The 7,052-nt window shown below is 70.7% G+C and carries 5 protein-coding genes and 1 pseudogene; 5 read left to right on the top strand and 1 reads right to left on the bottom strand.

Annotation, left to right across the window (positions count from 1 at the left end; translation table 11 throughout):
- The 3 genes and pseudogenes from ACFFU4_RS13905 to ACFFU4_RS13895 all read left to right on the top strand — a co-directional run.
- A pseudogene (locus ACFFU4_RS13905) lies at window positions 1–1,126 on the top strand (hypothetical protein); the annotation flags it as partial.
- Between the two features lie 342 nt (window positions 1,127–1,468).
- A complete protein-coding gene (locus ACFFU4_RS13900) occupies window positions 1,469–3,205 on the top strand; it encodes a hypothetical protein (protein ID WP_377070395.1) in 1,737 nt (578 codons plus the stop codon).
- A 12-nt stretch (window positions 3,206–3,217) separates the two neighbouring features.
- Complete coding sequence (locus tag ACFFU4_RS13895; protein WP_377070394.1) at window positions 3,218–4,210, top strand: SUMF1/EgtB/PvdO family nonheme iron enzyme; 993 nt, start codon at window positions 3,218–3,220, stop codon at window positions 4,208–4,210.
- 36 nt (window positions 4,211–4,246) lie between these two features.
- Here ACFFU4_RS13895 and ACFFU4_RS13890 read toward each other — a convergent pair whose 3' ends face one another.
- A complete protein-coding gene (locus tag ACFFU4_RS13890) occupies window positions 4,247–5,707 on the bottom strand; it encodes a hypothetical protein (protein WP_377070393.1) in 1,461 nt (486 codons plus the stop codon).
- 10 nt (window positions 5,708–5,717) lie between these two features.
- On the opposite strand from ACFFU4_RS13890, the gene ACFFU4_RS13885 reads away from it, so the two are divergent.
- Both ACFFU4_RS13885 and ACFFU4_RS13880 read left to right on the top strand, forming a co-directional pair.
- A complete protein-coding gene (locus ACFFU4_RS13885; RefSeq protein ID WP_377070392.1) occupies window positions 5,718–5,855 on the top strand; it encodes a hypothetical protein in 138 nt (45 codons plus the stop codon).
- 109 nt (window positions 5,856–5,964) lie between these two features.
- A complete protein-coding gene (locus ACFFU4_RS13880) occupies window positions 5,965–7,044 on the top strand; it encodes a tetratricopeptide repeat protein (RefSeq protein WP_377070390.1) in 1,080 nt (359 codons plus the stop codon).
- The last annotated feature ends 8 nt before the right edge of the window (window positions 7,045–7,052 follow it).

Here is a 7,052-nt window from a genome sequence, read left to right as displayed (position 1 = left end):
CGCGCTCGGCACCGCACAGGATCCCGTGACGCCGGGCACGAGCCAGGCGCTCGACACCCCGGCCCCGGGCGACCCCGCGCAGCCGGGCACGCCGGGGACCGGCCCCGCCACGTTCGACACCGCGCTCGGCACCGCGCAGGATCCCGTGACGCCGGGCACGAGCCAGGCGCTCGACACCCCGGTGCCGGGCGACCCCGCGCAGCCGGGCACGCCGGGGACCGGCGGCATCGCGTTCGGCCCCGCGCCGGACCCGCTGGCCCCGGGCACGAGCCAGGCGCTCGCCACCCCGGTGCCGGGCGACCCCGCGCAGCCCGGCACGCCGGGGACCGGCGGCATCGCGTTCGGCCCCGCGCCGGACCCGCTGGCCCCGGGCACGAGCCAGGCGCTCGACACCCCGGCCCCGGGCGACCCCGCGCAGCCGGGCACGCCGGGGACCGGCGGCATCGCGTTCGGCCCCGCGCCGGACCCGCTGGCCCCGGGCACGAGCCAGGCGCTCGACACCCCGGCCCCGGGCGATCCCGCAAGCGCGCGGCACACCGATCTCGCACGGCACGCCTTTGCCGGGCTCGGCATCAAGACCGGCCCCCTGTTGGCGACGCGGGGTGCTGAAGTTCTCAACCGGAGCGCCCTCCGTGCATCCGTGCCGCAAAACGCCCGTGACCCGGGCGCACGGGACGATCACGTCAGGCTCATCACCGGTTTCGGACCGGTGGCATTGCATGGCTATATCCTCAACAGCCGCGCGATCCGGGCCCCCTCACCGCTTCGCATCGGGACGCGGACTGCACATGACAGACTTGCAAGCTTTGCCCTCGCCGGTCTCGGTCTGGGAGTGGGCTCCTCATCCGCGATGCCGCACCATCAGGGTCACGACAGAGGGGCCGATGGTGGCTTCTCGCCGCAGCACGGTATCGGCGCGCCCGTACTTGCCGGATCCGCAGGGTATAGGGTGGCCGATTCCGCTACTCGCTACAACAGCTTCCACGACAACGCGATTATCGGCATTACCCATCGTCCGCGCCCTTCTTATGACGGCGGCACGGCGGTGATCGCGTACAGCGGCCTTCGCGGCCACGGGACGAGCACCTGGGCAGGGCGGGTGACGCGGGCGGGCTATTTCCGATGAGCCGTTCCCGCGCATGAGGCATCGCCGGGCGGGCCGTGCGCCGAGCGTTCCGGTCCCGGCCCGCCAGGACCATCCGGACTTGGGCGGTTGACCCGGGGGGGATCGCGATGTCCATACGCTGGAGGCTTCGCCCGGTCCATCGTGGCGCAGACCCGGCCACGCGGCCAGATCAGTCCATGACGGTCGCCGCGCCTACGCGGCGGGCGAGGTTTGCCCGCTTTGCACACACCCGTCCCGGCCCGCCCGAACTGTTGATCTCGCCAATATTGCGAAAGCGGACCGGTCGCATTACGCTCTTCTCGTTCACTATCGAGTCACGTCAAAGAAGACGACAGTTTCATGATGTATTCTCTTAACAGACAGGCGGCGCGCGCCGTCATGTGTCTGGTGCTCGCAGCCCCCTCGGCAGGCGGGGCGACGGACATCCGGCACACTGATACCGACCTGATCGAAGCGCAATGGGCGGAGTATGATGCCAACCGGCCCAAGACCATCCGGGAGATTCAGCCGTTCCGGCGATTGACGCGGGCGCAAGGGCCGGATGGGACGGAAATAACGCTCACGTCGCTCAATCCCGGGATCAACGCGTGGTTCGTGCTCGATATCAGGCGCGATACCCGGTCGCGTCGGATAGACAGCTATCATATCGAGCTGTCCGACCCGGACGGCACGGGTCTGTCGCTCGTGGAAGGGGACGCCGATGACGAGGCACCGGCGCTCGTCTTCGCGCGGGACGGCATCGAGGAACGCTGCACGCCGTGGTCTGGCAGCGCCCCGGCGCTGGATCGTGCGGCCGCCTCGGGCCTGCCTTACGCGCCCGTTTGCGACGGGCGTGCCTTCGTGCGAAACGAGGTGCGCGGTTCGCGAACGAGCCGCGAGGCTGTGGCGGAATTCCTGCGCGACAATGTGGTCTTCGGAGAAAGCATCGTCGATCTCATCAAGGGGTCATTCTACGAAGATGCCTACATGAGTTCCGGCGAGGTGGTCGCGGGCACCGGGGCGGGCGATATCGCGACCGGGCTTGGTCGCGCCCGGCTGGCATCGCATCCGCTCATCCGCACCTATTTCGGGTTCGAACCCGAGGGGGCCGCAGGCGGCCTCGAGGCCGGGAGCTGGTATGCCGTGAAGGACGCGCCGGGCATCTATGCGAGCGCCGTGCAGCCGGGCATGATCCATCCCGACGTTCTCAACGGTCCCGGCCGTACCCACCGGCTCGACGGGATCGAACGGCGGGCCGATGTCTATCTGGTCGGGTTCGACCTGTCGCAGTTCGAGCTTGGCTATGAGCCGGGCACCGATCACCCGCGCCTGGGCTGGTCGTCGCGGCCGCGGGGAGCGGGGCGCAACCGGGCCCTTCCCGGGCCGGACGGCTTTGACCGTGCGGCACCGGTCGTGCGCACGGGGATGCTGAGCCCGTCGCTGACCGATCGTGTCGCGGCGACATTCGCCGGCGGGTTCAAGCGTGACCACGGCGCATGGCGGGCGGGCGAGAAGTCCGTGACCAATCACGGCCACCATTACGGCTTCCTCGCCAACGGTGTGATCTTCAGCAAGCTGCATCCAGGTCTCTCGACGCTCTTCGTGCTGGATGACGGCTCGGTGCATATGCGCAAATGGCGCGAGGAGGATCGCGCGCTGCTGCCGCGTGTCCGCTTTGCCCGGCAGAACGGTGTGCCGCTGGTCGAGGACGGCGTGCCGGGCGCGCAGGTGACGAGCTGGCTGGGCGGCAACTGGTCGGGTTCGGCCGAGGCGGAATTGCGCACCTTGCGCGGCGGTGCCTGCATGAAAACCGTGAGCGGGCGAAAATTCCTGATCTACGGCTACTTTTCGACGGCGACGCCCTCGGCCATGGCGCGCACCTTTCAGGCCTATGGCTGCGATCACGCGATGCTGCTCGACATGAACGGCCAGGAGCACACCTACATGGCGCTTTATGTCAGGGAGGATGGCGCATTGCGCCCGCAGCACCTCGTCGCGGGCATGGCGCAGATCGACGAGCGCGCGCGGGATGGCACGCCGGTCCCGCGCTTCGTGGGCTATGCCGACAACAGGGATTTCATCTACCTTCTCAGGAAATAACCGCAAAGGGAAATGACCATGCGCAACGGGGTGATGGCGGTACTGACAGGCGGGATTGCGGCGCTGGCGCTGGCGCTGCCGGTGGGCGCGCAGACGCTGGCCGAGAACAACGCCCGGATGCTGCAACAGATGCAGCAGGCCCGCGGGCTGAGCGATGCCGAGATTCAGCGCATCCGCGCCATATTTGCCGGGTCGCGCTTCATCGGGCAGGGCAACCCGGCGGTGACGCGCCATCCGATGACGCCGGAGCAGGTCGCGGCCCGGCTCGGGCAGGATCCGCGCAGCTATTATCGCAACCGCCAGTTCGAGCGTATCTGCGGCGAGCCCTACATGGCCCCGCTCTATGACCCGGCGACAGAGACACCCGCCGACGCAACAGTTTGCGCCGATATGTTCGAATATCCCAACGTGCCGGGCATGTATCCGGTGACATGGGTGCGCGCCAAGGAGGCGGCCGAGCTCTGCCGCGCCGAGGGCAAGCGGATCGGCGATGCCCATGAATGGGAAGGGGCTTCGCACGGAGCGCTCACGCCACCCGACTATTTCTTCGGTCGCAGCGTGCAGGCCGCGCGGCACGCGCATAATGCCAGGTATCGCGGCACCGCGCGCTACAGCATCGGGCCAGAGTGGCGCGCCGGCGTCTGTGCCACCGGCAGCCACAAGAGCGCGGGCTGCAATGGCGGCAGTTTCACCGGCTGCGGCTCCAACACCTACCCGGCGGGCAGCTTTCCCGAATGTCGCAGCCCGCTCGGCGTTTACGATCTCGACGGCAACGCCGCCGAGCACATGAACCTGCCGCTGGCCCCCGATCAGATGGCGAGCCGCGGCAGTGCCAGGCTGGGCGTCACCGAGATGAAGGGGAGCTGGTTCATCTGGGACACAGTGCGCGCGCATACCCATTGGAGCCGCTGGCGCGCGCCGTTCTGGCATGGCGGACGGGTTATGGCGGCCAACAGCCACCGCAACTATCACCTTGGTTTTCGCTGTTTCAAGGATGTGCGTTGATGCGGTGCGGGGCGGCGTGACGCCGCCCCGGCGGTGTCAGTTCGCGGCAAGCGCAGCCATGCGCAGGCGCGGACCGGTGACAGGCCCCTCCTCGCTGAGGAGGGCGGCATAGCGCGGCGACGCCAGCAAATCCCGCAGATCGGCGGGCCGACCATCGAGATAGGCGGTGCGGCTGACGAGGCGGACGCCGTGACTGTAATCGGCATAGCCGGCTCCGTGCACCGTGCTGAGCGGCTGGATCGGCTCGCCATTGGCGCGATGCCATCCATAGATGGCGACGCGTCCCGGCCGCTCGGCGAGGCGGTTCGTCAGCACGACATCCTTCTTGTGGCCGGAAATCAGCGCGCCCTGCGATGCGCCCGCCGCGCTGATCTGCGCGGCGACGGTGGCGTTGTGGCGGGTCAGGTAATCGGTGGACCGCATCTTGGGGCCCGCAGGCATCGGGCGCGGCGCGATGCGCACATCCGCGGCGCGGTGGATCAGGTCCACCATGCGCGGTGTGGGCAGCACCATGCCGAACGCGCCGCCGATCCGGGTGGCCGCGCGCAGACCGAGCGGGATGCGCGTGTAATCACGGTCGCTTCCGACAGCGAGATAGTCGGGCGTCACGCAAAGCGTGATCGTCACGCGACGACCGTCGGCGGCACGACCGCGGAGGCTGACCGGCCGGAGATCGCGCAGGAAGCCGGGCATGTTGCCGGACAGGATTTCGCGCGTGACATACGCGTCACGCGTGACCCCCTCGATGCCGCTGAGCCGGGCCATGATCGCGTGCGCGCCCGCCGCGCCGCGCGCCCGCCCGGGCATCGCCGCGGTCAGGCGGCGGGGGCACCGGGAAGAGGTCCGCAGGACCTTTGGCCTGGCGGCGATCGCCGCCGTCCGCTGTACCGGCTCCCGCGCCGCTTCGGGCTGCGCCTGCGGGGCGCGTCGGGTCTTGCGGGGCGCTGCGGGAATGTCGAGGTCTGCGGGGCGCAGCCGCGGCCGCAATGAGACGAATTGCTGCGGGGCCTGGCGCTCTGCCGTCCGCTGCCGGAGCGAACCGGGGCGCGACCGGGGCCGCAGGACGGCGGTGTCGGTGCCCTGCTGCTGCCGCGCGTCCGGGGACGGCCGGGCGGGCGGGGTCGCGGGCGGTGCCCCGCGGAAGATGCGCGACAGCCGCGGCGTGTGCGGCAGCGTCGCGCGCCCGGCGGGCCGGGCGAGGGCACCGGGATGCGCCGACAGCGCGACCGTGCCCTCCGCACGGGGGCCGATGGCGGGCTGTGCCGCGGCGGGGATACCTGCGTCCGGCGCGGGCGATGGCAGCGTCGCGGCGAGACGTCCGGTCACCGCCGGGGGCGGGCCGACCGGGGCCACCCGATCCGCGATCATGCCGCGCAGGCCATACGCGCCGGCACCAATCACGGCCACGGCCACGGCCAGCGCGACCGCGAGCGCGCCGATCCCGGGACGGGGTATCGGCAGGGCGGCGGCGACCCGGCGCAGAGGCGCCCGTGTCAAGGAGGGAATCGTGTCGAACATGCGTGTGCTCTACAACCGTGACCTTAACGCCGCAACAACGCGCGTGACGTTGCGGCCCCGGATCGCGCCAGACCGGCGGGAAACCGCCTGCGCCGCAGAGCGGATCAACCGCCCGACACCGCAGTGACCGGTGGCACGCCGACAGGTATCGGTGGAAATCCGCCCATGGCGCTGTCAGATTATGCCGGAGGCCCGGGCAGACGGGCGGGCCACGGAAACGGATCAGGGGGTAAGGAATGCGGAGTGTCACGATGTGGTCGCGCGGGTATGGGGCCATCATGGCCGGGCTGGCGGCGCTCTGGGGCGGGCCGGGATCGTCCGCGACGGCAAGCGACGCGGCGGCGGCCTGCCACGAGATCGCCGGCGCGCCGGAGGCCGGGGCCCCGGTGAGCCGCGCCGCGATGACGGGCCGGTTCCAGACGCTCGGGCGCGCGCGGCCCCATTGCGAAGCGGCGGTGATCGGCCCCGACCCGGATCCGGCGGCGCTGTTTCACCTCGCGGTCATCATGCAGCGCGAGGGCGTCCATGAGCGCGCCCGCGCCCTGTTCGCGATGGCGGCGGGTGCCGGTGTGGCCGCCGCGCACACCAAGCTGGGCGATTACTACAATTTCGGGATCGGCCCGGTCCGCGAGGATCACGCGCGCGCTGTGGAGCGTTACCGGCGTGCGGCGGAAGCGGGGGACGCACCGGCGCAGGCGACCTTGGCGATCATGTATCGCCTCGGACGCGGGGTGCCGCGGGATTTCGACAGAATGATTGCGCTGCTGACCGAAAGCGCGGGGGCGGGATATCATGTTGCTCAGGTGCGGCTCGCCGATCTCCACATGAGCGCGCGGGGCGTCCCGCGGCGGCTGGCGGAGGAACATGGCCTGCCCGACCCGGTGAAGGCCGCGGAATTGTATCGCAAGGCCGCGGATCAGGGCAGCGCCGAGGCCGAGGCGGCGCTGACGAAACTGATTGAGGGCGGGGCCGACGCGTTCGACGATCCGGCGACGCGGGTGGCCTGGCTGCGCCACGCCGCCGCGCAGGGCGACGCGCGCGCCATCAATGCGCTCGGGTTCCTGCACGAGCGCGGCGAGGGCGTGGACTATAATCCCGGACGCGCCGCGAAACTCTATGTCGAGGCGCTGGAGACCGGCGACCTGCCGGTCGAGGATCTGCGCGGTCAGATCGGCGGACGCTGGGTGCGCTGGGACCGTGACACGGCGCTGGCGTTCCAGACGATTCTGCGCGAACGCGGCCTCTATCGCGGGGCGCTCGACGCGCAGGTCGGGCCGGGCACGTTGTCCGCGGCGCGGCGGCTCACCCGGCCCTGACGCGCGCG

The organism is Roseovarius ramblicola (genome assembly GCF_042430665.1).
GTDB lineage: Bacteria > Pseudomonadota > Alphaproteobacteria > Rhodobacterales > Rhodobacteraceae > Roseovarius > Roseovarius ramblicola.
This window is presented reverse-complemented; position numbering and strand designations above follow the sequence as displayed.

Bases quoted from the DNA above. Each gene is read 5' to 3' on its own strand.
- ACFFU4_RS13880 (WP_377070390.1), top strand. From the start codon at position 5,965: ATGCGGAGTGTCACGATGTGGTCGCGCGGGTATGGGGCCATCATGGCC.
- ACFFU4_RS13895 (WP_377070394.1), top strand. From the start codon at position 3,218: ATGACCATGCGCAACGGGGTGATGGCGGTACTGACAGGCGGGATTGCG.
- ACFFU4_RS13900 (WP_377070395.1), top strand. From the start codon at position 1,469: ATGTATTCTCTTAACAGACAGGCGGCGCGCGCCGTCATGTGTCTGGTG.